This window comes from Dyadobacter sp. LHD-138 (assembly GCF_030929615.1).
GTDB lineage: Bacteria > Bacteroidota > Bacteroidia > Cytophagales > Spirosomataceae > Dyadobacter.
The window spans coordinates 134,595-158,354 of record NZ_JAVFVU010000007.1; the positions used below are offsets into that span (position 1 = coordinate 134,595).

Consider the following 23,760-nt stretch of genomic DNA (forward strand, 5'->3'; position numbering starts at 1 on the left):
GAATTGACCTATGCTACAGGCTCAAATATTTATTGGGAAAGATCAGTTTTTCCACGAACAGCCGCTCTACGAATACATGATGCAGCTGCTTATGAAAGAGCAAATCAGGGGTGCTACGGTATTCATCGGCCGGTTGGGCTATGATGAGAGCAAACATATCAACAGACCATTTGACTTGTTCAGTTTCGATGAAACGCCCATCATGATCACCTTCATTGACGAAGAAGAAAAAGTAAAATCAGCTTTGACGGCACTGCGCAAAGAAGTTAAAAGCGGATTTATTATTACACATCAGGTAGACAAGTGGAATTAGATGATTAAGAACTTGCTTTTTTTTAGTTTACGAAACAGATGGGTGGTTATTTCCATCAGTTTTGTATTGATGGGTATTGGCTACTGGTGTTTTACCCAGCTCAAAATAGAGGCCTATCCCGATATCGCGGATACCAACGTTATTGTGATTGCCCAGTACCCCGGGCGTGCCGCCGAAGAAGTGGAACAACAGGTGACCGTTCCTATCGAACGTGCCCTGCAAAATACACCCAATGTGCTCGACCGCAGGAGCCGTACTATTTTTGGTTTGTCCGTTGTGCAGCTTACTTTTAAAGACGGAACGGATGATTATTTTGCAAGACAACAGGTTTTGGAGCGTGTTGCCGCGGCGGAACTGCCGGCCGGTGTAGCGCCTGAACTGGCTCCCCTGTCAACGGCCGTTGGCGAAATCCTGCGTTATGTGGTAGAGGCCCCTCCCACTTTCAGCCCGACACAACTCAGAGATTTGCAGGATTGGGTCATTAAGCCCGCCTTGTTGCAAGTGCCTGGTGTTGCAGATGTTACGACATTTGGCGGCCCGTTGAAACAGTTTCATATCCTTACGTCCCCCCAGAAACTGGTCAAATACGGCCTTTCGTTGCAAAATGTAATGGATGCGGTGGATAAAAATAACCAGAATACCGGCGGAAATATCATTTCACGGGGCGGGCAAGGTTTCGCCGTACGTGGTTTGGGGGCGATCAAAACTGAACAGGACATTCAGAATATTGTGCTGAAATCGGAAAATGGTGTACCTGTATTTCTTCGTGATGTTGCGACTGTCGAGATTACCCCGCCGCCGCCAAGTGGCGTGATGGGCTATACCATCACCAAGGACAGTGTAGATGTTAGCGGTGGTGTTGAGGGCATTATTTTGCTGCGCCGCTATGAAAATCCGAGTGAGGTATTGAAAGTTTTGAAGGAAAAAATGACTGAATTACAGGGAAGTGAGTTACCCGAAGGGGTGACTTTAAAGCCGCTCTATGACAGAAGTTTTCTGATCGATCACTCCCTGGAAACGGTCGCGCATACACTTTTTGAAGGGATTTCGATTGTCATTATTCTTTTGATTTTCTTTTTGGGAAGTATCCGAAGTGCGCTGGTGGTCGCTTTGACCATACCCTTCTCTTTGCTTTTTGCATTTATATTAATGCGTCTGACAGGTATTCCGGCGAACCTGCTTTCGCTTGGTGCGATAGATTTTGGTATCATTGTGGACGGCGCCTGTGTCATGGCCGAGCATCTGATCCGGAAGTATAGAACGGCGACGGCAGGGGAAAAACAACAGGGTATTGTCAAGATCACCTTGCTTGCTGCACAGGAAGTGGGCCGGGAGATTTTCTTCTCCGTGACCATCATCATCCTGGCTTATATGCCAATTTTACTGATGACACGGGTAGAAGGCAAACTCTTCTCGCCCATGGCTTTAACCCTTGCTTTTGCGGTTATTGGCTCGATGTTAGCTGCGTTAACTTTTATACCAGTGTTAATTTCCTTCGCCTACAAGAAACAACTGGCAAATCCGGACAATCCAATGAAGGAGCACAAGAATTTCGTACTGGACGGTTTGACGAAAATATATGCAAAAACGACCGCGATTTTCTTGAATTATTACAAGGCTACGGTACTGGTTGGTTTTGGTGTCGTGATGGTTTTGGTGCTGTTTGGTGCAAAGCTGGGCTCCGAATTTTTACCTACGCTGGATGAAGGATCGATCTTTTTACGCGGTAATTTCCCGGCCGGTATCACCATTCAGGAAAACGCGAGTTATGCGCCCAAAATTAGAAAGATCATCGCCAAGTACCCGCAGATATCGTTTGTGATCACGCAGTCGGGGCGTAATGATGACGGGACTGACCCGTTTCCTGCCAACCGGAATGAAATTCTGATTGGTTTAAAAGACTATGATCTATGGAGTAAGACAATCACAAAGAAAGCGTTGGTTCAAAAAATAAAAGTCGACCTGGAAGCGCAATTGCCGTCCGTTGCTTTCTCATCAGGGCAACCGATTATTGACCAGGTGATGGAAATCGTGACGGGTAGCGCCGCCGATCTGGCTATATCGATCGTAGGAGATGATTTGGGCATGATGCGTATGAAGGCCGACAGTATTGCTAAAATTGTTAAAGCAACTGCCGGAGCAGAAAACGTGAATATTGAACAGGAAGGCCCTCAGGAACAGCTTGCTATCAATATCAACCGGCAAAATGCGGCACGTTTTGGAATTAATGTGGCGGACATCCAGAATATGATCGAAGCGGCAATCGGTGGTAAAACCATTTCCACTCTGTACGATGGGACCAAGCGTTATGATATTGTTGTTCGTTTTTTACCGGAATACCGAAATTCAATGGATGCGATTAAAAATCTTCAGATCCCTTCGCTGACCGGTGCGTTAATCCCGATGAACCAGTTGGCCGATATCCATTTTATGGAAGGGCAAACGAACATTTACCGTTACGGAAGCAAAAGAATGGTAACCGTCCGGACCAATATCCACGGACGCGACCAGGGTGGTTTTGTAGCCGAATTGCAGAAAAAACTGGATGCAAAAATCCATGTCCCCAAAGGTTATAGTATCGTCTATGGCGGTCAGTATGAGAATCTCGAACGGGCAGGCAAGCAACTCGCTTTTACGATTCCCCTAACCATTGTGATGGTATTCCTGTTCCTGTTTATGCTGTTCAAAAATCTGTCACATACCCTGGTGACGATGAGCTGTATACTCTTTGCACTGGGCGGAGGTATCGTTGCGCTGCTCATGCGCGGCTACTACTTTAACGTTTCCGCTGGTGTGGGTTTTGTGAGTATTTTCGGGATTTCGGTCATGGCCGGCGTGTTACTTGTTTCCGCACTGAACCGGGCCGCTTCGAACACCGAAAATGATTTGAGAGGCAATGTGCTGTCAGCTTCCACCGAACAGCTTAGAGCGCTGTTATCGATCCTGGTCGTGGCGATTATTGGCCTTGTGCCAGCAGCTATTTCTTCGGGTATTGGCTCGGATGTGCAAAGACCTTTGTCGACGGTAATCATCGGAGGATTAACCAGTACCTTAATTTTCGCTCCCATCCTATTGCCGCCCCTTTACCTGTGGGCAGAAAAACGCAGGAAGGTAAAAGTGGCGAAGGAGGATGATAATTTGGAATAAATAACCTGAATAAAACGCACGATAAAAACCGCCACGATTTCGTGTGCGGTTTTTATCGTTTTAAAGCCGGGAGGGAAATAAAGGAAGAAGATCGGAGTTTAAGAGAAGAAAGCAGAGCGCTTGAATTTCTGCCAGCTCATAAGGAAGATTTGAAGTATCAATTAGAAGAGAAAAAAGCTTTTGGAAGCGCATTATTAGATAATTTTGGTTACGCAAAATTGGTAACTTTATCTTTAATATTACAAAACAGCTGACCGGGATAAGCTCCGGAGACAGGGACGACGTCGGAAAAAGCCGAGGCAGAATTTAAAGATGTCTTAAGTCTGCTGCTTAAAAGAGTACAGCACATACAAAGTACTGCGAACTTCTATATGAGAATTGGCCAAAATGACAACGAATAATGAAACACCACTTTGCAGATTTACTAGACAGGACGGGAGATTACTGGACCATGGTTTCAAACAGAGACAGATATGCCTATTTCGCTGATAATGAAATTGAAGACAAGAAATCTGTTAAAATCCTTACAATAAGTAAGGAGCATGAAAATTGGAGACAAGTTTTGGATTGTCATAATATTGAAGAACTGACTTTACACAACCCAAGTAAAGAACAAGTGCAAGCAATACAAGAATTAACGAAGCTTAAAAGGCTGAGAGTTACTTTTTTTCGTGCAAAAGACATCGATTTTATCGGTAAGTTGTATAACCTGGAAGAAATTATACTCGAGTATGTATCAGGCTTTTCTGACTTAGCACCGTTACAAAATTTAACAAAAATAAAATCTATACACTTTGAAAACCTTCGACGTGTTTCAAATTTTAATGGGCTTAAAGGCCTTACTAGTCTAAGATATTTACATATCGATGGAACGCTGGATTGGAATCAACCAATTGAAGATTTTGAGTTTTTAGAGGGACTTCCAAATCTGGAAGTTTTTTCATTAGGCTGTATAATTAATAAAACTCAGTTTCCAACATTTGTACCTATTTTAAAACTAAAACACTTGAAAAAACTTCTTATTGGAAGAGCTACATTTCAAACAAAGGATTATGCATTTTTGGAGACAGCGTTACCCAATATAGAAGGCTGTTCTTGGGAATTATTTTGGGACTATGATGATAAATTTGAATTTCTAGGAAAGCGCGCCGGATTTATTAAAAAGAATAGTCCATTTGCGAAAAGACGGTGTGACGAGTTTGAAAAACTGTATAACGAGATGAAAAAGGAATCAGAAACAGTACTTAAAGCTATTATAGATAGGAATTTTTAGGCGATATAAATTAATGTAGTAAATAAATTCCTTCATAATGAACGTAATAAATTGACAAGTAAAACCCCCGTTTCTCTCGCGAAAGCCAAGAAACGGGAGTTTTGTTTTTACCACTCGAGGTGCTTTATCAAGCAATATCACAAATCGTAACCCCTTGTTTTAAAGAAGCAATATCGTCTTTGCGGCTTGGGATAAACTCCTGGGCGACAAAACCTTTGAATCCGGTATCGACGATGGCCTTCATGATCGCCGGATAATACAATTCCTGCGTTTCATCAATTTCATTTCTTCCGGGAACGCCGCCCGTGTGGTAATGACCGATGTATTTATGATATTTTTTGATGGTCGCGATCACGTCGCCTTCCATAATTTGCATATGGTAAATATCATAAAGCAGCTTGAATTTTTCTGAACCGATCATTTCGCAAAGTCCTGCACCCCATGCCGTATGGTCGCACATATAGTCTTTGTGGTTGACCTTGCTGTTTAGCAATTCCATGATCAGGGTTACATTATACTTCTCTGCTGAAGGCATCAGACGTTTCAGTCCTTCGGCGCAGTTGCGCATGCCGTCGATATCAGACATGCCGCGACGGTTCCCTGAAAAACAGATGACCGTGGTATAACCCGCCGCCTGAAGTTTCGGGAAAAGTTCTTCGTAGCTTTTTACCAAAGCATCGTGATTGGCCGGATCGTTAAATCCTTTTTCTATGCCCATACCCGCACCATTGGGCAGCGCACAGGTTAAGCCGTATTTTTTTAGAATGGGCCATTCATCAGGTCCGAGCAGTTCGATTGACTTTAAACCTATCTTCTGACATTCCTGTGCAAAAGTTTCCAGTGGAATTTTTGAATAACACCATTTGCAAACCGAATGGTTGATTTTTCCTTTAAGCTCCGGGCCTAGCGCCTTATCGGAGGCTGCAAAAATATCGGTAACGGTCAGTGGTAAAGCGGAAAGCCCCGCTCCTGCTGCCATTTTTTTCAGTATGGTACGCCTGTTTGTAGTTGTTTTCATGTTCGGTGAGCGTCTAGATTTAAGCTATATCACAAATGGTAACTCCCTGTTTCAGAGACGCAATATCATCCTTGCGGCTTGGTACAAATTCCTGCCCAACAAAACCCTTGTAACCGGTTTCTGCAATGGCTTTCATAATGGCAGGATAGTACAATTCCTGCGTTTCATCAATTTCATTTCTACCCGGCACACCGCCTGTGTGGTAATGCGCAATGTACTTATGATACTTTTTGATGGTGGCGATCACGTCACCTTCCATGATCTGCATGTGGTAAATATCATAAAGCAATTTGAACTTATCCGATCCAACCATCTCGCAAAGTCCTGCGCCCCATTCCGTGCGATCACACATATAATCCTTGTGATTCACCTTGCTGTTCAGCAATTCCATCACCAGCGTAACATTGTGTTTTTCGGCTAGCGGCATCAGTTTACGGAGTGCTACGGCACAATTCATCATGCCATCCACATCACTCATACCGCGACGGTTTCCCGAAAAACAGATAATCTGAGTATAACCCGCAGCCTGTACTCTGGGAATGATATCGGTAAAACCTTTGATCAGTTCTTCGTGGTTTTTAGGGTCATTAAACCCTTTATCCAAACTTCTCGTCAGGCCTTCGCCCCAGGGAAGCGCGCAGGTCAGGCCATGTTGTTTTAATATGGGCCATTCTTCGGGTCCGCAAAGTTCTATGGAGGTAAGTCCAATTTTCTTGGCTTCCAGCGCAAGCGTTTCCAATGGAATTTTGCTATAACACCAGCGGCAAACCGAGTGATTGATTTTGCCATTCAGTTTCGTACCCAGGGCTTTTTCGGAGGCGGCCATGACGTTGGTCATGGATAGTGGCAAACTCAATGCGCCCGCTCCGGCAACAATATTTTTCAACGCGGTACGTCTGTTGGATGTACTTTTCATCTAACGGGTTATAAGTTATGGTTAATCTGGTAATTCAATTTAAGGTCGTGCGCTTCCTTTTGTTACCGTCGGGAAGTCGGCTGGCACGGCTTGTGTCACTTTTCCGCTTGCTACCCATTCCGTTCCTCTTTGCAATGTGGTGATGAATCCCACGCATTTCTGCGAGTAGTTTTCGTGTCCCAGTGTCGTATGGAAAATTCTCCCTTTACCATATTGCAAGGTCATCAACATCGGTTCGATACGTCCTGAACCTTTTTGCTCCACCGGGCTGTAAGCGGTCGCCAAAACATTCACATTTTCTGCCGGTCCTCTCAATCGGTCATATAGTTCATCTTTCTGATGCAACCATGCCGTCGGTAAACCTTTCATGATCGGATGCTTTACGTCTCTGGTTGTGACGACAAACTCATGCTGGTGACCATGACTTCCACCCACACCTTTTGCCGTATCTTTGACCATTTTCCCTTTGGCTTCATCAAAATACAAGTAAGGGCCTGATTTTTCATTTCGTCCTTCCCAGCCGCCAAGACCGATCATCTTATTGTAAGCAAGCCATTTAGGGAATGCATTATCGGCCGCATGGACAATAACCAATCCGCCTCCGTTTTTTACGAATTTTTCAAATGCCGTGTTGGTTGCTTCGGGCCAGGCGTCTCCGTTATAATTTGATAGCACCACATCGTACCCGGAGAAATCAGGTTTAAAGCTGTCCATGTTTTCTCCTTTCTTTGGCGTGGTTATGACATCCGCAGTGAAAAGACCTGTTTCTTCCAGAAATTTCTTCATCATGACCGTACCGTCAGCCATATTTCTGTGGTTATTCTGACCATCAATGATCAGTACTTTGTATATCTTTTTAGCAAAAGGTGTTTCAGCCTTTGCTTCGGTCAAGACTAAACCGATGATCACCAGCCAGAAAAACAGGTGTAATACTTTCAATCGTTTCATGATTAATTTATTCAATTGGCGTAAAAAAAGTGGTGTCACGGGCGACGAAATTTGCTTCTTTCAAAAGCCAAACGCCGATCCTGTGACACCACTACTTAAGCTTAAATTATTTTATTCTACTCAAAAAATAACCTATTTACCTGTCTTCTTTTGAGAACCTGAGGACTCAAGGTATATCGGGTTATTTTTATTTCCTCCCGACATCAGGTAAGCAACCAGATCTCTCAGTTCGTCAGGATTCAAACCGTTGATCAAACCTGGAAGCATCATCGATACGGTAGACACTTTGGAAGATTTAACCAGTTTCTTTGAAATCTTACGAATGGTTTTCGGGTCAAATGGGTTTTGTGAGATGTAATAGAAATTAGCATCTTCATTCACCTGACGGCCAACAACTGACTCTCCGCTTTTCAGCTCGTAAGCAATAGAACCAAACTGATCTGAGATCGTTTTGTTCGGTTCAATAATGGCTTCAAGCATATCTTTTGGAGAAAAACGGGAGCCAAGCTGTGTCAGGTCAGGTCCTACATCGGCACCTTCGCCCTGGATCATGTGACAGCGGCTACATAATACGGCCGAGTAAATCAGTTTTCCACGCTCAAAATCACGGTGTTGTAAGCTGTCCTGAACCATTGCTACTGCATTGTCAACTTTCCAGCCACGTCCCGGCCCTTTTGGAGCGTACAAATTGACAAGATCATTCCCGTTTTTAGTCAGAAGATCCGCACCGGATAACTTATTGTAATACTCGAACTTGTCCTTTGGTACATTTTGCAATGCCATTTGACGCGCTTTGTCAATAAAGCCAATGTAGCTGCGTCCACCCTGATAGCTGAATGCTTTTTTGTACCAGGCAAAGTATTTCTCGCGTGTTGCAGGTGTCCAGCCTGTTTTTTCGGCACTTAACAAAATAGCATAGAACATTTGCTGTGCAGGGGGCATTTTTTCCAAAAGTCCGGCAAGATCCAGACCATATTGCGGGTTTCTCAGGATAAGATCCGCTGAGGCAGTCACCATTTCATTGTCCTTGTCAACAAACTTCTCGTTGCTTTCCAACAGCGCTAGTGTACGGTCCACAGTTTTCGGTGCTTCAAGGAATACGAGAAGTTTTGCGTAGAAACGGTTAAGGCCTGCGTTGGCTGACGGATAGTTCGGGCTGATGTATGCAATAAGCTGCTCTCTTTGCGCTGCGTCGGGCTGGCCCATCCGGGAGAACACGACTTCAAATGTGCGAAGGAAATCCTGTTTCTGGGCATCCGTCAATTTTTTCAGATCAATACCCATCATCGCTTTCAACAACTGACTTCTCACAGCCACATCGCCCTGGCGCCCCAACGCAAGTGAAGCATAGATAAGCGATTGTGGATCTTTTTCAGCCAAAGCTTTTGCCTGCCATTGTGCAACCGGCTGATGTTCGATCGCCAGACGTGCTGCGAAACGAAGGAAACGGTCCGGGCTTTTCAGGTATGGCCAGGCAGCATCGATTGCTTTAGGGTCTTTTTTCGTATGGTATTGTTCGATTTCCGTACGCTGCTTGTGTTCCGGTGTAATCGTTACCGTTGCTGCGTTAGAACCTGCCGGGATATTTTTGTAATCCTTGTAATAAACGCGGTAAAGATCAGACTCAAGACGACGACCGCCAGTTAAGAAATACAAAGCGCCGTCCGGGCCAATGGCACCATCCGTTAATGGAAGCGGCGCACCTGAAAGGAATTCTTCGTGATCAGCACTGTAAGTTGATCCGTTTGGTTTCAGGTGAAGACCATGCACGATACCAAAACTCCAGTCAAAAGCCAGAAGTGTATTTTTGTACTTCGCAGGAAAACGAGCGTCTTTCAGGTAAATAAGGTTTGTCGGAGAACCTTGTCCGATGTTCATGATCGGCGGAAGGTTATCGGCAAATGTTGGCGACCAGTTTGCAGATCCGGTTCTCCATCCGTATTCGGCGCCACTTGTTACATGACAAACGCGGGTTGGGCGATACCAGGGTGTACCGAAATCCCATTCCATATCTGAATCATAAATGAAAAGATCGCCTGTTTCGTTGAAGGCAATGTCGTATGCGTTACGGAAACCGGCGCCCATCAATTCCCAGGTTTTTCCTTCCGGGTCAGTATGTGCTACCCAGCCACCTGGTGCATTCCGGTCGTTGGCATGTCCGCGCGGATCCTTGATCCATGGAAACAGGTTATCGTTTTTCCAGTTTGGCATCAAACGGTAAGAATCCATTTTCGGCAGATCGGTGAAGTTACCCGCTACCACGTACAACGATTTTTTATCCGGAGAAAGCACGATGCTGTGCGGACCGTGTTCACCTTCGCCTACCAATGGTTTAAGTAAAGTGATCTTGTCATACTTGTCGTTGTTGTCGGTATCCTGCAAACGGTAAAGACCACTGCCTTTCGGGAATCGGGTGCTTTCACGGTTGTTGATCATTACATAAAGACTGTTGAACGCATAAAGCAAACCGTGGGCGTAACCCATAGCAACTTTGGCCGTATCGCCTTCAATCAATAGCTTTTCAACCTTAGGTTTTTCATTAGATCCAATGGCTGGCAGTTCAAGACGAAACAGTCCGCCATACTGGTCACTGGTGATCATCCGGCCTTTGTTGTCAAAAGTCATGGACACCCAGGAGCCGTTCATTTCTTCTGAAGGGCTATAAAGATGTTCTGCAACGAAACCGTCGGCTAGTTTAAGTTTGTCGACCTTGGAGCCTGGCGGCCGGTGTTTGGCCGACCGGTTGCTTATTAAAACCCCGCAAAAAGCACCCACAGCCATGAGCACTGCAAGCGTGATTGGAAGTCTGGACCATTGTTTTTTTGTGTACATTTTACAGCTCAGCGTTTAAGTAATTATAAATTTTAAGATTATGATGAATAGAAAACAGACTTAAATAAAGCAAATTAAAACTTTGAAAAGTCTGATTTGCAAGTTTAAAACGAATGAGTGAACTCACCATCCTGCTGTGTCGGGTAATGCCCGAAATTAAGCAAATTCTAACAACCTAATTAAAAGTATAATATTTTTAATTAGTATTTTAATAATTAAAAGTTTGATACATTTTAAATATTTAATTCTTTTTTAAAAAATAAAAAGTGTAATAAGATGATACTTACTACACTTTTTATCTGGTTCGAACTTATCTGTTGTTATTGTTACTTAATCACTTAAAAATGAGGCGTAAGTGCAGCTTCATCTGCTGGCAAACCATAATAGTCATCCAGTATCGTGAAGGCATTACTTGGTGCAGCAGAACCTTTTGGGAAATAATAGGCCGCTGGATTAGCCTTTACACGGGCGCCATAAGCTTCAATAATTTCCTTCACTCTTCCGGTGCGGGTCAAATCGAACCAACGTTTGTTTTCAAACGCCAATTCTACTCTTCTTTCCTTAAAAATAGCTTCGCGCATATCAGCCTGAGAAGCTGCTGTGGTAGCCGCTAAGCCAGCACGTGTCCGAATCTGATTCAGGTAAGCTGCGGCTTCCGCCGGTTTGTTTTGCTCATTAAGCGATTCTGCCAAAAATAGCAAAACTTCCGCATAGCGATACACTGGCCAGTTTTGCCCCGTGTTACCATGCTGCGTATGTACACGGGCATATTTTTTAATATAAGGATATGTTTTATTTTCCGCCAAACTACTGCTCAGTGTTACATACCCAATGTTTACATCTTTCCTTTTATCACCAGTTTCAAAGGCTGCAATCATATCCGGGGTAGGAATGTTGTTACTTTCCTGAGAAGTCCCTTGAGTATTTGTAGTACCCGTAATTGGTTTCAATTCCTCAATGGTAATCGGTGAAGGAATAAAGGCGTAAATGAAACTTCCCTGATACCCGGCTGGGCCTTCCATGTACTGAACCTCGAAAACTGACTCGGCGTTATTTTTGTTAGTCGCCGTAAATGAAAAAGCATTATCATAATCAGGCATTAAACTATACCCATCATTTTTAACAACATCTTCCATTAAAGGTTGAACCTGCGCCCATTTCTTTTGGGTCAGATACAAATTGGCAAGAAGTGTTTTGGCTGCTCCGGAGGTAACGCGCCCTGCTTCTTGCTTGGCCTTGTTTGGGAGCAACTTACTTGCCTCCAATGCATCTTTCTCCACCTGAGCATATATTTCCTCTGTGGTAGATAAAGGTAGCGCTGCATCTTCTCTGGTTTTTACCGGCGTTAAATGCAGGGGTACTTTACCAAAAAGACGAACCAGATCAAAATAGGCAAAGGCTCTTAAAAACAAAGCCTGCCCCTTCAGATTGTTCTTGGAGTCGGCGCCAAACTCCACGGCATCAATTGAGGTGAGTATTTGATTGGTACGCGCAATAATCAGGTAATTTTGGCGATACTGAGACAAAACGTTACCATTAGCTGTCACTCCGTTCGCTGTTGGTACTGCAAAGTTGGCCACGTTTTCGGTGGCATCAACGGCGCCATACAGCGTGTTACGCGCATAATATGAGTTGTCCGAGTGCATCTCTTTCAAAATCCAGGCCGGACCGTTGTAAATGCCTCGCAGCGGCACATAGGCCGCATTCACAGCTTGTACAAAATCAGCCTCTGTAACAAAAAAGGTAGCCGAACTCAGAGAGGTTTCTGGAACCACCGTAAGGAAATTTTCTCTGCAACCGGTGAGACTCATTGCCAAAAGCCAGGCCGCTATATATTTTGCTTTCATTTCTTATTTTATTTAAAATGGAATTTGACTACGGATGCCGCTTAAAAGTTAAGGTTTATACCCAATGTCCAGGTACGTGGTACTGGATAGTTGGAGAAATCTACTCCCTGACTTAGGTTACCACCATCGCCAGTACCGGCGCCATCACCACTGGTTTCCGGATTAGGTCCGCCCCAGTATTTGGTGAAAACATACACGTTCTGAACAGAACCGTAAACTCTGGCAGATTTGAATACTTTACTCACTTTGCCAATTTCATAGCCAAGGGTAATGTTTTTGACCGTAAAGAAGGATGCATCCGCCAGGAAGTGTGAACTATTCCAGTCACGTTCAATACCGGTATACGTACCACCATTGTTGGTTGCACCATACATACCCTTACCAGGTGTAATGACCGTCTCAGCATAGCTCTGGTTGGTTTTAGGATCAATAGGGCCATTTTTAACACGGAAACGATCTTTAACTCCGGCAACCATGTTGAATACACCATCCAGGTTGGCCGTACTGTAAAGGTGTCTCACCCAAAGCTGGTTGCCATGAGAGCCGGAACCAGATATAGACAAATCCCAGTTTTTATAGCTGAATTCATTGGTAAGACCATAAGTGAATTTTGGGAATGGGTTACCAATAATGGTACGATCGTCCTGATCACCACCATACGTTATTTTACCATCTTTGTTAACGTCTTTAAACTTAATGGTTCCAATGGCAGACTGTCCCGGAGCTACTGGCGACTTAGCCAGGTCTTCTTTGTTCATGTAAAAACCTTCCTTCACCAAACCATAAAACTGACCAAAGGGCTGACCAACCTGTGTAATATGGAACGAACCATATACCCGGTCAATACCCGGTGCCAGTTCCATCACCTTGTTGCGGTTGAAGGAAATGTTGGCGTTGGTTTTCCACTTCAACTGTCCGTCTAGATTACGTGTGGTAAGGGAAAATTCATGTCCCCATAATTTAAGTTCACCAATATTATCATTGAAACTTCCGAATCCGGCTTCCTGCGGTATTTGTACGGCATACAACAGGTTTGTGGTACGCTTGTTGTAAAAGTCGTAAATGAATTGGATACGGTCATTAAACAATCCGAGATCAAGCCCTATGTCAAATTGCTTGGTTGTTTCCCAACTCAAATTTCTGTTTGCGAGCGATATTACAGCTGCACCGGTTGCCACATTGGAACCAAACACTGCATTGGTTGTATTGTTAACCAATGCATACTGCGTATAGTTACCAATGTTGTTGTTACCAATAAGTCCATAACTGGCACGAACTTTTGCAAAAGAAACTTGTGGAACGGTTTGCAGGAATTGTTCATCGGAAATTACCCAGCCTGCTGAAACCGCCGGGAAAGTACCCCAAAGGTTGTCCGCACCAAAACGGGACGATCCGTCAGCTCTCATAGAAGCGGTAAACAGGTACTTACCTTTGAAGTTATACGAGAAACGAGAGAGATACGAAGTGAGTGACCACGCATTGATTCCATTCACTGTATTTGGACGATCAATGTTCAGCGCACCTTGTATGGTTGGCAACCGGTCATCAGCGTAAGTATTTGCCTGAATTCGTTCAAATTCCTGGCGGTAACGTTGTTGCGTAAAACCGGCTAGTAATTCAAAATTATGATCTCCAAAACTCCTTGTATAGGTCGCCAAGTTTTCGTTTAACCATCCACTGTTTATCAAACTCTGACGGGTTGTCGATGCAGTCGTCGGAATGGGAACGTTAATTTGACTCGTTGCCGTAGATGGGTTGAAGTAGAAAAACTTATTGTTTTCATACTCAATGTTAAGCGTGGTTTTAAGGGTAAGTCCTGTGATTGGAGTAATCACCAAATAAGTATTACCCAGCAATTTTGTATTCCTGTTCTCATTGGTGAGTTCATTGGCAGCACGAACCCAGTTTGGATATTTAAAAATGTTACCAGTACTGCCAGGGAATTCATTAAACTTCGTCAATTCACCATTGGCATCACGAATTGGCATAACAGGCCAGGTATGCAGCGCATTGAAAAGAATCCCTGTTCCACGATCCCCATCTGTTCTTGGCGTATTGTCATAAACATATTGAGGGGCGATGTTGAAACCAAGTTTCACGTATTTGTTGACATCGTACTCCGTATTCATCCGAAGTGAATACCGTTTGTAGTTGTTGTTGATAACAACACCATCCTGATTTAGTATACCTGCAACCAATGAAGTTTTAAGATTCTCCTTGTTTGAGCTAATAGTAAGGTTATAGCTTTGGATAGGCGCAGTTCTTAACAGTGCATCGTACCAGTCGTTGTTTTTACCTGCATAATCTGAGGGGTTTGCAAACTCTTTCGGAACAGTTTGGTTCATGTCCTCATAGTACTCCTTTTTAAATTGAGCGAATTCCTGGGCGTCCAACATCTTTACGCGTCCCCTTTGAGGGACCTTTTGGAAGCCGTAGTAAGCGTTCAGACTCACATTCGTTTCACCTGGTTTACCTTTTTTTGTCGTGATCAAAACTACCCCATTAGCCGCCCGGGATCCATAAAGAGAAGTGGACGCCGCATCTTTAAGAATAGAAATCTGATCAATTTCATCCGGGTTTATCGCACCAATATTCCCGGTTATAGGAAATCCGTCGATTACGTACAAAGGATCACTACCCGCAGAAACAGATACCTGCCCCCGGATACGAACCGACATCCCCTGACCAGGTTTACCAGTCGCCTGGTTAATTTGTACACCCGCAAGACGTCCCTGAAGTTTTTGGGTTACCTGCGTAACCGGCAAATCCTTGATATCAGCAGAACTTACGGTCTGAACAGATCCGGTCACTTCCCTTTTCAACTGGCTACCATAACCAACGACTACAACTTCCGAAAGGGATTTTGTATCAACTTCAAGTTTAATATCCACAGTAGTACGGGTACCCACTGCAACTTCCTGAGAAACATATCCGAGAAAGGAATAGATAAGTATTCCACCCGCGTCAGGCATGTTAATGGAATAAGCGCCATTTTCATTGGAAACCGTACCGGTGGATGTTCCTTTTAGCACCACGCTGACACCAGGAAGGTCTTCTCCCTTTTCGTCCGTGATTTTCCCTTTTACTGCGCGGTCAGCTATTGCTGTAACTGCCGGTAGGTTCATATTAGCAGGTGTTTCGTTTTGTAATAAAATACGGCCCGAAACAACACGGTATGAAATTTTTAGTGGAGACAGCAACGCATCAAGCGTAGTCGACAGGTGCTGGTTTGCAGCAGATACGGATACCGTCCTGTCGGCCTTGATTGACTCCATACTGTAAACGAACTTCACATTGGCCAGCTCTTCAATTTTATTCAGAGCATTTTTAAGGTCAACGTTTTGCATTTGCAGGGAAATATTTTTGTTCAGCAGCTCCTGGGCCCGCATATCATGAGCAAATGATAGGGTCCCGAAGACAAGGCCGAGTAGGACTTGTGCCAGAGATATTTTCATAATTTTGTACAGCGAAGCGTACAATTGTAATTGTCGCGGTTGATTCATAAATTTGAATGGTTTTATTAGATGGAAAAAATAAAACATAAAATACCCGCCATCATCTGGAAGCAGATGATCTGTTGTAGTGGCGAGGTGTTAATCGGGGGCCGGAAGTGGTGGCTCACTTTCGGCCTTTTTTGTGAAAAAATGTGCTGGGTCTAATTATATCATATGTACTGGTTTAAATGAAAAAAAATTTAAGCTATTTACACCCCTGCCCTGTTAGCATGATGCCGGTTCCCTGGATGTTATATTTTGTTCCGACTGATTCGCAAACCAGATCGAATTTCTCGTCAAACGTCATTCCTGTTAAATCTCCCGTGAATGTGCACAACTTTAATTTTTCACTGGACATCATGATTTGTACGCCGTAGCTCTGTCCGAGTTCCTCCATTACTTTTGACAAGGGCATTTCCTCATACACAAATTTCATCCGGGCTACTTCCGGTGTTTCCAGCAACAGCGGCTCCACAACAAGTGTTTTTTCAACCTTTTTTTTCTCTTCAAAAAATACAACCCGCTGATTCGGTGTAAGGAACACTTCCTTTGGTCCGGCATTTACTTCGGCGTTTTTTGCGTCTTTGTTAACCATCACGGAGACCAGACCCGTCTTCACGCCTATTTCAATGGATTTCGTTTTTTTGTCCGTATTAACCCAAAAGCTCGTGCCAAGCACTCTGGTAACTGTACCTTCACAAAGGACATAAAACGGGCGTTTTTTATTTTTTGTGACGCTGAAAAAGCCCGTGCCGGTGAGTGTTACCACTCTTTTGTCATGCCCGAAATGCGCTTGATATGCAATGCAGCTGCCGGGTGCGAGTTGAACTGTGCTGCTGTCTTCCAAAATCACTAATTGTGGTTTATCGGTGCTGTTGAGCTTGTTAATGATATTCTTTTCTGTGTTTCCTACGACATTTATCTTATGCGATATCATGTGTTTCATGGCCTCCCATTCGCTTCTCATCATGAAAACAGCCAGTATCAGGGAGGCTGCAACACCCCCATAAATCAGATAAGAATTGAGGTGGTCCCGGAACGGTTTTTTGTCTTTTTTAATTTTGTTTGCATTGATTCTATTTTCAATGTTTGCTAATAACTTTTCCTCGGTTACGGCTTTTTCGAATTCCGTTAAATTGAAAAAGGGGTTGGTTTCAATCTGGTCAAACCAGATCTGAATACTAATTTTCTCTTCTTCTGTGCATTCGCCCCGCGTGTAGCGTTGAAGTAGTTTTTCAAAATCGGACCTGGTCATAGAAGAGAAATTATGAATTATATAGCTAAGTCGTTTTAGCGGGATGTATCCCTAGACGGTTTATGAAAATTCTTTTAATATTGATATTTTTACTGTGAAATGAGTTTAACCTTCTCTGAATAGTTATATCAGAAAAAGTACCAGTAGGATCACAACAAAATCTTTCAGATAGACCCGAAGCGTTTTGATGGATTTGGTAATATGATATTCAACCCCCTTTTCGGATAGCTGAAGGTGTGTAGCAATTTTGGTAACAGGCCAGTGCTCGATACGGCTTAACCTGAACACTTCCTGTGATTTTTCGGGCAGCGTTTTTAATCCTTTTTCCATCACCGATGTTAAATCGTTGATCGCAACCGTATTTTCGGTTTGGGATTCTTCCTGTTCAATGTATGAACGATAGTAATGGATGTAATTGTTTTTGACAACCTGTGTCCGGATGTAGTCAATGACCGCATATTTTACGGCCCGAACCAGATAGTTTTCCAGTGAATGAATTTGAAGAGATGCACGCTTTTCCCAAAGCTGGACAAAAATTTCCTGAACAAGTTCTTCCGAGGTTGCTTTATCGTTTAAGCGCTTCTGTGCAATAAGAAAAAGTTTATACCAATACGCCTTATAGATCGCTGTAAACGAGCTTCTGTCTCCTTGAATAAAATTTTCAATGAGTTGCATTTCAGACACAGCAAGGGCAGATGAGCTCATGGGTTAAATATTTTCTGAATACTGGTACAACACCTGTACTTTATACTATTCTGTTCAACTACCTTTTAGTTTCAAATAATTATACTAAATAGATAATTTATACAATAGTAGCATTCAAAGCTCCTCCAACTATCCTGCTGTGTCTGGTAATATTAAAATTTATACTTTGTCTTGTTATACTAATAGCGCCGGCACCGCTTTTCCTTTACCGTCCGGTGTCGTGTAAAACGGACGCTTTTCCACTTCATACTGTGTGTCGGGAGAAATGCCCAATGCCTGATAAATGGTCTGGTGGACCTGATCAATTTTAATAGGATTTTCGATCGTTTTACAAGGGCGTTCATCGGCGGTCTTGCCATAGACAAACCCTTTTTTGATCCCGCCCCCGAACATCAGCATCGAACAACCGTCGGTAAAATGGCGGTGCATGCCGTAAAATTTCAGGTCGTTTAAAATATCCGGCTGGTTCACCTGCTCCTGAACTTTCTGATCCGGGCGTCCTTCCACCATCATATCCCGGCTGAATTCGCTCGCTAAAACCACCATCGTCCGGTCAAGACGCCCTGATTTGTCAAGATCTTTAATCAACTGGGCTATGGGGCCATCGATCTGCTTTTTCATATCCTTCAAACGCGTATGACCGTTTTCATGGGTGTCCCATCCTTTAAATGGCTCATATTCAGTGGTTACGCTGATAAATCTTGCACCTTGCTCCGTTAGTCTTCTGGCCAACAGGCAACCCAGACCAAAACGCCCGGTGTTGTAGATATTGTAGCTTTCTTTGGGTTCTGTACTCAGGTCGAAGGCCTTTGATTCGGGGGAATTCAGCAAGGTATAAGCCTGTTCCATCGAACGTTTCAGGGATTCGCGCTGGTAATCACTGCCGAATTCTCCAACCGGGCTGTTGTTAATCAGCTCATTGTAAAGCTGGTTTCTTCTCTCAAATCTTTTGGCATCCATGCCCACCGGCGGGCGTACGCTTTCCAGGCCCTGGCTAGGGTCCGGGATAAAAAACGGGCCGAATTCATTGCCAAGGAAACCTGCCGTATGAAATGCTTTCAGTTCTTCCGCTTCGCCCACGCTGAAGCGCTGCCCGATATCAATGAATGCCGGAATAACCGGGTTTTTAGGTCCAAGTTCCTTGGCGATCCAGGAGCCAAAATGTGGCGCAGCAACCGTTTGCGGCGGTTCATAACAGGTATGCCAGTGGTATTGATGGCGGCTGTGGAGGATATGACCCATGTCGGCAGCCACGTAAGATCGTATCAAAGTGCCCTTGTCCATCACCTTCCCAATGGATTCCAAACCCTCAGAAAAATGAATTCCATCCAGAATGGTGGGTACCGATTTGAAGGTACTTAACACCCGGTTTCCCTCCATGCCTGTTGTATAAGGCGTGTAAAGTTTTGGGTCAAAAGTTTCAGTATGCGCCATACCACCGGCCATCCATAAAAGGATCACTGTGTCGGCACTTGAATTCGAACCGCCCACACCTTTACAGCTTGAAAGTATATTTGAAACCGGTGCTCCGGCCGCCAGTGCGGCCATTGTTGCGGCGCTGGCCCGCTGTAAAAATTCTCTTCTATTCCAATTCTTATTCATGGGATTAATATTTTTTAAAAGAATCGTCAGTATCTGACTTTTGGTATTGTTTAATTGTGCCCTACTATCCAGACTAATAATATTTATAATACTATTAAAGCTTTTAATTCTTTAAATAAGTTTAATATTTATCATTACTTAAATTAATACTGAGCTTATTGATTTTTAATTATAGTATTTAAAATATCAAACAATTTAAATGCTTAGTACTTTATATAAATATTATACTTTCACTAAATACTTATTATATTAAATATATATTATGTATTGAAATTACTGAATGCTATATTCATACATTAATTATTTAAAATATTATACTTTCTAAATGTTCAATAATAATAGATATTGTAACACTCAGTAAATCAATTGAAACTCCGGGATCAGCGCTATTGCCCAAACCAGATCCTGTATACTTTCTTCGCTTGGATTAGCGCCCAGGATCTTCTTAGCCACGGCCAGTTCTTTCGGAACCGGTGCGCGTCCCAGTGCTTTTCGGTATAATGCAGTAACCAGTAAATCAGAAGTTGGATACGCTGCACGCCATTCTTTGGCTCCTCTTTTTAATGTTGCGGTGAATTTTTCTCCGTTCGTTAGTTCAAGGGCCTGTAATAAATTGGCCTGCGAAGTCCGGCTGGTACTGACCGTTTCACGATTCGGGCGACCAAGTGCCGTCAGGAACGGATCATTTTTCACAAACCCGGCACGGGCGAAAGGTAGTTTTTTCTTGATATCGTCGGTCAGTAATTTGACAACAATGGCGGAATCAGCGTACATGGGATTGAAGGAAGTGCTGATCGCATCAGAGAATTGTTCTGCTGAAAGTCGGCGGCGTACCATACCCGTAAACTTGTAATTGTTGGCCATGATATCTCCCGCTTCTTTCACCGAAGTGGATGGCAGCTGATAGGTCTTTGAGGTGACGATGGTGAAAATAAGTTTTTTCATATCATACCCGTTTGCTGCAAAATCCGAAGCCAGCCAGTCCAGCAGATCTTCGCTCCACGGCGCATTATCCATCATGTCAACGGGCTCCACAATGCCACGTCCCAGAAGCTGCGCCCAGATGCGGTTGACGACCGTGCGATACAGGCGGCCGTCCTTTGGTTGTACGAGAAAATCAGCAAGCTGACGCAATCTCTTTTCAGTACTGGCGTCAACACTGATCTCACCAAGTTCAGGGAAAAGGATTTTTCTACCGGCCATTTTACCGGTCGGTTTGTCGCAGTGGTTTATTTCCAGCAGCGAGTCTGCGAAGATATTGGCGAAGGCATAGGATTGTTCAAGTTTCCAGTCGCTGATAAAACTATCGTGGCAGGAAGCACATTTTAAGTTAAGGCCCAGAAAAACCTGAGATACATTTTGTGCCGCCTGCATTTCCGTACGCTGACTGGAATTGATCGTGCCGCGCCATTTGATTCCTTTGATGAACCCTTCCGAATCTTTGCCCGGACTTATCAGTTCTTTGACAAACCAGTTGTAAGGTTTGTTAACCTGTAAAGAGGTGTACAGCCATTTCGTGATGTCGAAACGTCCGCCGGTGATATATCCTGTACCGGAATAATCATTGCGAAGCACATCATTCCAAAATGACATCCAGTGCTGGGCGTAGTCGTCGTTTCTGTTCAGTAATTCTCTCGCCAGAATTTCTCTTTTGTCCGGACGTGAATCCTGAACAAATGCATCAATTTTTTCAGGAGGCGGAAGCAAGCCGATAATGTCGAGATAGACACGACGCATGTATATGCGGTCGTCCACGACTTTGGTCCAGGCCAGTTTGTTTTTTTGGAAGTAAGCATTGACAAATAAGTCGACTGGTTTTGTAAGATCGCCTGTAACCGCCGGAATCTCCGGTGTCCGTGGTTCCAGTGCGGCGACCCGGTAAATGGATTTCATTTTACCCGCCGGCCATTGCGCACCTTTTTCAATCCAGTAACGGAGTACGGCAACTTCTTGCGCGGTCAATCTTTTTCCCTTGGTTGGCATGGCTTCCTTATGACCGACAGGCAGTGAGATCCTTCTGATTAACTCACTTTTATCCGGATGATTCGGGGTAATCACCAGGCCGTTTTCACCGCCTTTCATGATCGCATCTTTGCTGTCCAGCCTTAAATCCCCTTTCTTTTTGGCTTCACCGTGGCAGCTGTAACAGTTGTGGGCCAGAATGGTCCGTACTTCGACATTCAGGTCTTCGACTTGTTGCGGCGTTAAGGCCTGTCCATTGCTCGCCAACATGAAATCCGGCGTTTCAGAGGCAGCAAGTTGGGGTGTTTGATTAAAGGGTAGTACACTGGAAAGATAATCGTCTCCGTGCGTTAACATGGCTCCGTAATGGCCAGCAAAAGAAACACCAAAGACTGTAATGATGAGCAGTGTCCGGTATAGCGGCAACTTGTTACGGTGCAGGCATAGCAAAGCCAGTGATGCCAGTACCATGGTGGTTATGCCGGCCCAGCGGTGTATTTCTAAGCTGTCGCCGCCGTACTCACCTTCATTGGCAAGCAGCCAGCCCAGCGCCACGGCAACCACGGCACTGATGGTTCCAATCCAGATCAATATGGAAATGCCCGCCCGGAGTTTATCCGACTTTCTTTTCCACTCAATAATTTCTAAAACAAGGGCAACACAGAGTAAACTTATGGGGAAATGCACCATTAAGGGGTGGAGTCTTCCCAGGAATTGCCAAAGCCAAAATGTTTCTACTGTTTGTAATAGCACGGTTGTAAATAATTTGTGAGTTACTTATTATTTATCAATAAGTCAGTTTCATGCAAAACCTATTGTAATCAATAACGAATATCTCGTTTAATATTTATAATTTGAAAGAGAGATATGCACAAAACCAGGTGCATATCTCTCTGATTTAAAATTGATTAAATCAATATTGCCCGAAAATCAGGATTAATAGCCTGGATTTTGAGTCAGTTTCGCATTAATCAAAATCTGTGGAGCAGGAATTGGTAGCAGGTATTCGCTTTCCGTATAAACATAGTCAGTCGAATTGAAAGGAACGTTTCCCCTGTCCACCGTTGGTTTCGCTCTTTCCATTGCACCGTGAGCATTCATAAATGCGGCCCATTCAGCAGGTGTTTTCGTGCGTTTCAGATCAATCCAGCGTTGATTCTCAAAAGCAAGTTCCAGGCGGCGTTCCTTTAAAACGGCGGTTCTGAAAGCAGTTTTGTCCAATCCTGCCAGATCCGCCAGTCCGGCGCGTTTTCTGATCTGGTTAAGATAGCCCAGTGCTTCACCGGTTGGCCCTGCCTGTTCATTGATCGATTCGGCCAGCATCAATAACACATCCGCGTAGCGAAGAATCGGCCAGTTGGTATTCGTGCGGTTAACGATCGTATGCGGATAATTGTACTTGCTTACAAAGGGAACCGGGTAAACTTTTCCGTCCAGTGTGAAGCTGGGTTTTAGGGAAATATCCTTCCTCAAATCGCCGGTTTCGTAAGCGGCCATGATATCATTGGTAGGGACATTTCTGCCGCCGTTGCCCCCCGAAGAGAATCCGGTAACCGCGCCTTTCGACACCCTTGGGGCGAAAATATATTGGAAATTACTCCATTCACCCAGGTCATTATCGCCTTGGTACTGGATTTCGAAAACAGATTCCTTTCCATTCTTTTTTGACGAGGAAGGATCGAAATTGTCCGCGTAGCTGGCGTTAAGGCTATATCCTAACGTTGTTACTTCTTTTAACAATGTTACTGCGTCTGCATATTTCTTGTTGATCAGGTAGGTTTTTCCTAATAAACTAAGTGCAGCACCTTTTGTCGCTCTCCCTTTGTCACCATCGGAGGCGTACTTCGCAGGAAGCAGCGCGATGGCCTCTTTGAGGTCCTTTTCTACCATAGCCCAGACGTCAGCCTGTGGTGATCTTACGAGATCAAATGCTGGATCCGGAACAGTCAAGGTGGAGGTTACAATAACCACGTCACCAAAGTACTGGACGAGGTTAAAATACAGGTAAGCTCTCAGGAACTTAAGCTGTCCCTCAATTTCCTTTTTAGGGGCATCCGCAACCGTCGTTTTTGCCATTTTTTCAAGCGTCAGGTTGGCATTGTAAAGCGCCGCATAATGCGCATTCCAGAGGTTGGAGATTTCGCCGTTGCCAGAGTTGACGGTGGAGAATTCAAAGGCTTCCCAACCACCGGCACCACCACGGTCGGACGGGTTTAGATCAATGGTGGTATTGTCGGTCTGGAATTCTCCAAAAATATAGGCCGTGTTTGTAAGTGCCTGAACCTGGCTGTAAACGCCGCTAAGCGCCTGTTTTAGCTGAGATTCGTCTTTGTAAAAAACATCAACACCTACTTTCGTGGGATCGGTCTGATTCAGAAAATCTTCGCTGCATGAAGACTGAAAAAGACCCAGAACTATGATACCGATTATGGCTGTATTTTTCATTTT

General features: G+C 44.1%; 15 protein-coding genes. 4 read left to right on the forward strand and 11 right to left on the reverse strand.

Translation table 11 applies throughout. The annotated features are described in order from the left end of the window. The first annotated feature begins 10 nt into the window (after positions 1-10). The 4 genes from RB622_RS07245 to RB622_RS07260 all read left to right on the forward strand — a co-directional run bounded on the left by RB622_RS07245 (position 11) and on the right by RB622_RS07260 (position 4,733). Positions 11-313, forward strand: a complete 303-nt coding sequence (locus RB622_RS07245; protein ID WP_308045889.1) for a DUF190 domain-containing protein — start codon at positions 11-13, stop codon at positions 311-313. Then, on the forward strand, positions 314-3,460 hold the full coding sequence (locus tag RB622_RS07250; protein WP_308045890.1) for a CusA/CzcA family heavy metal efflux RND transporter: 3,147 nt from the start codon (positions 314-316) through the stop codon (positions 3,458-3,460). A gap of 41 nt (positions 3,461-3,501) precedes the next feature. Then, entirely contained in the window at positions 3,502-3,714 is a 213-nt protein-coding gene (locus RB622_RS07255; RefSeq protein WP_308045891.1) for a hypothetical protein, read from the forward strand. A 146-nt stretch (positions 3,715-3,860) separates the two neighbouring features. Beyond that, positions 3,861-4,733 (forward strand): hypothetical protein, encoded by an 873-nt coding sequence (locus RB622_RS07260; protein WP_308045892.1) that lies wholly within the window; start codon positions 3,861-3,863, stop codon positions 4,731-4,733. 127 nt (positions 4,734-4,860) lie between these two features. Here the strand turns inward: RB622_RS07260 and RB622_RS07265 are convergent, their stop codons facing one another. From RB622_RS07265 to RB622_RS07315, 11 genes are all read right to left on the reverse strand, one after another. Beyond that, entirely contained in the window at positions 4,861-5,751 is an 891-nt protein-coding gene (locus tag RB622_RS07265; protein ID WP_308045893.1) for a TIM barrel protein, read from the reverse strand. 19 nt (positions 5,752-5,770) lie between these two features. Further along, complete coding sequence (locus RB622_RS07270) at positions 5,771-6,667, reverse strand: TIM barrel protein (protein WP_308045894.1); 897 nt, start codon at positions 6,665-6,667, stop codon at positions 5,771-5,773. A 39-nt stretch (positions 6,668-6,706) separates the two neighbouring features. Further along, entirely contained in the window at positions 6,707-7,615 is a 909-nt protein-coding gene (locus tag RB622_RS07275; RefSeq protein ID WP_308045895.1) for a ThuA domain-containing protein, read from the reverse strand. Positions 7,616-7,747: 132 nt separating this feature from the next. Then, the gene (locus RB622_RS07280; protein ID WP_308045896.1) at positions 7,748-10,447 is read right to left on the reverse strand and encodes a c-type cytochrome; all 2,700 of its coding nucleotides are present in this window, start codon (positions 10,445-10,447) and stop codon (positions 7,748-7,750) included. Between the two features lie 338 nt (positions 10,448-10,785). Next, on the reverse strand, positions 10,786-12,294 hold the full coding sequence (locus tag RB622_RS07285) for a RagB/SusD family nutrient uptake outer membrane protein (RefSeq protein WP_308045897.1): 1,509 nt from the start codon (positions 12,292-12,294) through the stop codon (positions 10,786-10,788). A 41-nt stretch (positions 12,295-12,335) separates the two neighbouring features. Next, positions 12,336-15,419: a SusC/RagA family TonB-linked outer membrane protein gene (locus tag RB622_RS07290; RefSeq protein WP_409021419.1), complete on the reverse strand. Its 3,084-nt coding sequence runs from the start codon at positions 15,417-15,419 to the stop codon at positions 12,336-12,338. Between the two features lie 574 nt (positions 15,420-15,993). Next, positions 15,994-17,043 carry a FecR family protein gene (locus RB622_RS07295; RefSeq protein WP_308045899.1) on the reverse strand — a complete coding sequence of 350 codons (1,050 nt, stop codon included), beginning with the start codon at positions 17,041-17,043 and terminating at the stop codon, positions 15,994-15,996. Positions 17,044-17,166: 123 nt separating this feature from the next. Further along, a complete protein-coding gene (locus tag RB622_RS07300; RefSeq protein ID WP_308045900.1) occupies positions 17,167-17,748 on the reverse strand; it encodes an RNA polymerase sigma-70 factor in 582 nt (193 codons plus the stop codon). 174 nt (positions 17,749-17,922) lie between these two features. Further along, entirely contained in the window at positions 17,923-19,350 is a 1,428-nt protein-coding gene (locus RB622_RS07305; RefSeq protein WP_308045901.1) for a DUF1501 domain-containing protein, read from the reverse strand. 354 nt (positions 19,351-19,704) lie between these two features. Continuing rightward, a complete protein-coding gene (locus RB622_RS07310; protein WP_308045978.1) occupies positions 19,705-22,002 on the reverse strand; it encodes a DUF1549 domain-containing protein in 2,298 nt (765 codons plus the stop codon). Between the two features lie 246 nt (positions 22,003-22,248). Continuing rightward, a complete protein-coding gene (locus RB622_RS07315) occupies positions 22,249-23,757 on the reverse strand; it encodes a RagB/SusD family nutrient uptake outer membrane protein (protein ID WP_308045902.1) in 1,509 nt (502 codons plus the stop codon). Between the last annotated feature and the right edge of the window lie 3 nt (positions 23,758-23,760).

Coding starts and splice junctions, on each gene's coding strand:
- RB622_RS07245 (WP_308045889.1), top strand. CDS start 11: ATGCTACAGGCTCAAATATTTATTGGGAAAGATCAGTTTTTCCACGAA.
- RB622_RS07250 (WP_308045890.1), top strand. CDS start 314: ATGATTAAGAACTTGCTTTTTTTTAGTTTACGAAACAGATGGGTGGTT.
- RB622_RS07260 (WP_308045892.1), top strand. CDS start 3,861: ATGAAACACCACTTTGCAGATTTACTAGACAGGACGGGAGATTACTGG.
- RB622_RS07265 (WP_308045893.1), bottom strand. CDS start 5,751: ATGAAAACAACTACAAACAGGCGTACCATACTGAAAAAAATGGCAGCA.
- RB622_RS07270 (WP_308045894.1), bottom strand. CDS start 6,667: ATGAAAAGTACATCCAACAGACGTACCGCGTTGAAAAATATTGTTGCC.
- RB622_RS07275 (WP_308045895.1), bottom strand. CDS start 7,615: ATGAAACGATTGAAAGTATTACACCTGTTTTTCTGGCTGGTGATCATC.
- RB622_RS07280 (WP_308045896.1), bottom strand. CDS start 10,447: ATGTACACAAAAAAACAATGGTCCAGACTTCCAATCACGCTTGCAGTG.
- RB622_RS07285 (WP_308045897.1), bottom strand. CDS start 12,294: ATGAAAGCAAAATATATAGCGGCCTGGCTTTTGGCAATGAGTCTCACC.
- RB622_RS07290 (WP_409021419.1), bottom strand. CDS start 15,419: ATGAACCTACCGGCAGTTACAGCAATAGCTGACCGCGCAGTAAAAGGG.
- RB622_RS07295 (WP_308045899.1), bottom strand. CDS start 17,043: ATGACCAGGTCCGATTTTGAAAAACTACTTCAACGCTACACGCGGGGC.
- RB622_RS07300 (WP_308045900.1), bottom strand. CDS start 17,748: ATGAGCTCATCTGCCCTTGCTGTGTCTGAAATGCAACTCATTGAAAAT.
- RB622_RS07305 (WP_308045901.1), bottom strand. CDS start 19,350: ATGAATAAGAATTGGAATAGAAGAGAATTTTTACAGCGGGCCAGCGCC.
- RB622_RS07310 (WP_308045978.1), bottom strand. CDS start 22,002: ATGGTGCATTTCCCCATAAGTTTACTCTGTGTTGCCCTTGTTTTAGAA.
- RB622_RS07315 (WP_308045902.1), bottom strand. CDS start 23,757: ATGAAAAATACAGCCATAATCGGTATCATAGTTCTGGGTCTTTTTCAG.